Raw genomic sequence first — 2,596 nt, forward strand, 5'->3', positions numbered from 1 at the left:
GGAACGGTGGCGCCGGTCAGTCTTGGTGCGCCCAGGTCATGCGGAACGACGCTCCGCCCCACGCCGAATCGCCGACCTCCACCTGACCGCCGTGGGACTGCGACACCCGCCGCACCAGCGCCAGCCCGAGGCCGAAGCCGCCGGTGCGGCGGTCGCGGCTGGCGTCCAGGCGCGAGAACGGTTCGAAGATCTTTTCCCGGCCCGCCAGCGGCACGCCCGGCCCGTCGTCGTTGACCTGAACCTCGTATTGATCGCCGATGCGCAGCAGCGACACCTCGACCCGCCACTCGGCGTACCGGATGGCGTTGCGCAACAGGTTGATCACCGCCCGCGCCATGAACCGCGGCTCGATCCGCACCTCATCGACCCCGCATTCGCGGATCACCAGCTGCACCCCGGCGGCCTCGGCCTCCAGCGCCACGCTGCCCACCACGCTCTCCAGCCAGTTGATGGCCTGAATGTTCTCCCGGTTGATCACCGTCGCGCCGCGCTCAAGGCTCGCGTAGGTGAGCAGTTCGGAGACCATTTCCTCCAGTTCGCCGAGGTCGGCGTACATGTCGGCGATCAGTTCGCGGTTGTGCCCCGCTTCCGGCTGCTGCTTGAGCTGGTCGAGCTCGAACGACAGGCGCGCAATCGGCGTGCGCAACTCATGGGACACGGCATTGGTCAGGTCGCGCTGGTTGGCGATCAAGGTTTCGATCCGGGCGGCCATCAGGTTGAAATGCCCGGCCAGGTCGCGGATGTTCGAGCGCTTCGACAGCTGGATGCGCGCCGACAGGTCGTTGTCGCCGAAACGCACCGCCGCCAGGCGCAGTTTCTCCAGGTCGCGCCAGTGCGGGCGCACCCAGAAGAACAGGACAATGCCGATCATCACCGCCACCATCAGGTAGGCGCCGGCGATGTAGAACGGCATCAGGCTCGGTTCGCCGGGCAACTGGATGCTGAGCAGCTGCGGGCCGCCGTCGATGGACGCGAGGTAGCGCATGTACTTGTCGCGGATCACCAGCAGGCCCTGGGCGAGCTCGGCCTTTTCCTTGTCGGTCAGGTCCAGTTCGCCGGCCTCGACCAGCGTCAGGCCCAGGCCGTAGTGCGGACGGATGGTCTGCAGCAGCGCCTCACGCCCCGGACCGTCCAGGCCGCGCAACTGTTCGCCCAGCGTCCAGGCCTGGCCGCGGACGGCTTCGCGGTTGTAGTCCTGCATCTGATAGTCGAGCAGCGCATCGAAGGTGTGCTCGACCGTCTGCAGCGCCAGCACCAGCCCGACGGTCATCACCAGGAACAGCCGGAGGAATAGCCGCAGCATCTACAGCTCCCACGCGAACGGATTGAACAGATAGCCCTTGCCCCACACGGTCTTGATGCACACCGGCTCGCGGGGGTTGTCGTTGAGCTTGCCGCGCAGCTTGCTGATGTAGACGTCGACGCTGCGGTTGAGCCCGTCGAACGCGATGCCGCGCATGCGGTTGAGGATCTCGTCGCGGGACAGGGTCTTGCCCGCGGCGCTGGCCAGCAGCCACAACAGTTCGAATTCCATGGTGGTGAGCTCGACCGGCTCGCCCCCCAGGCGCACCTCGCGGCGGCTGCGGTCGATGGCCAGATGGCCGAACGTCAGCGCGTTGCACACGTCGGTGTCGGGCACCTGCCGGCGTTGCAGCGCCCGCAGGCGGGCCAGCAGCACCGGCGGCTTGATCGGCTTGATCACGTAGTCGTCGGCGCCGGACTCCAGGCCCAGGATATGGTCGAGGTCGTCTTCCTTGGCGGTGAGGATGACGATCGGCGTGTCCGACACGCTGCGGATCTCACGGCACACGTGCAGGCCGCTCTGCCCCGGCAGCATCAGGTCGAGCACCACCACCTTGGGCTTGAATTCGACGAACGCGGCCACCGCCAGGTCGCCGCGGTGCACCGTGCGCACCTCGTAGCCGTGCTGCTGCAGAAAATGCGCGATCAGCGTGGCCAGGCGCTGATCGTCTTCCACCAGCAGGACTCTGCCGAAACCCAGGTTATCCATAACGACCGTCTGCCGTCCTCTGTGAAGTGGGCGACATTATGGCGGCAATCGGCGGCCGGGCGGCTATCGAAAGCAGCAAAAACCGGCCGCAGGGGCCGGTTTCCGGTGATGTTTCATCGTCTTAAGAGTTTTTAACAAGTGGCGTCATGCGGCGCTCGGCACGCCGCTGTGGAAGCGGAACTCCACGTCCGGCGACTCGATCAGGTCTTGCTCGACGGCCCGCACCTTCTCGATCACCTGGGCGATGTCCTTGGCGTCGCCGTACTGGTAGGCCAGTTTCAGGTAACCCTGAAAGTGCCGCGCCTCGCTCTTGAGCAGGCCGAAATAGAACTTGCCCAGCTCTTCGTCCAGGTGCGGCACCAGCGCCTCGAACCGCTCGCAGCTGCGCGCCTCGATGAAGGCGCCGACCACCAGGGTGTCGACCAGCTTCACCGGCTCATGGCTGCGCACCACCTTGCGCAGGCCGGAAGCGTAGCGGCCGGCATGCAGTTGGCGCAGTTCGACCTTGCGCCGCTTCATGATGCGCATCACTCGATGAATTCGCTTTCCTGGCGTGCGGTCACCCGGTAATCGATGAAGTAATCC

At 65.9% G+C, this 2,596-nt stretch carries 3 protein-coding genes; all 3 read right to left on the minus strand.

The annotated features are described in order from the left end of the window. Positions 1-16: 16 nt before the first annotated feature. The gene (locus ACIP0B_RS22200; RefSeq protein ID WP_400836043.1) at positions 17-1,303 is read right to left on the minus strand and encodes an ATP-binding protein; all 1,287 of its coding nucleotides are present in this window, start codon (positions 1,301-1,303) and stop codon (positions 17-19) included. Next, positions 1,304-2,011 carry a response regulator gene (locus tag ACIP0B_RS22205; RefSeq protein ID WP_400836045.1) on the minus strand — a complete coding sequence of 236 codons (708 nt, stop codon included), beginning with the start codon at positions 2,009-2,011 and terminating at the stop codon, positions 1,304-1,306. Positions 2,012-2,155: 144 nt separating this feature from the next. Next, the coding region (gene miaE / locus ACIP0B_RS22210; RefSeq protein ID WP_400836047.1) for a tRNA isopentenyl-2-thiomethyl-A-37 hydroxylase MiaE at positions 2,156-2,596 on the minus strand (441 nt) is incomplete at its 5' end.

The organism is Pseudomonas sp. NPDC089534 (assembly GCF_044749305.1).
Classification (GTDB): domain Bacteria; phylum Pseudomonadota; class Gammaproteobacteria; order Pseudomonadales; family Pseudomonadaceae; genus Aquipseudomonas; species Aquipseudomonas ekonensis.

Bases quoted from the DNA above. Each gene is read 5' to 3' on its own strand.
- ACIP0B_RS22205 (WP_400836045.1), bottom strand. From the start codon at position 2,011: ATGGATAACCTGGGTTTCGGCAGAGTCCTGCTGGTGGAAGACGATCAG.
- ACIP0B_RS22200 (WP_400836043.1), bottom strand. From the start codon at position 1,303: ATGCTGCGGCTATTCCTCCGGCTGTTCCTGGTGATGACCGTCGGGCTG.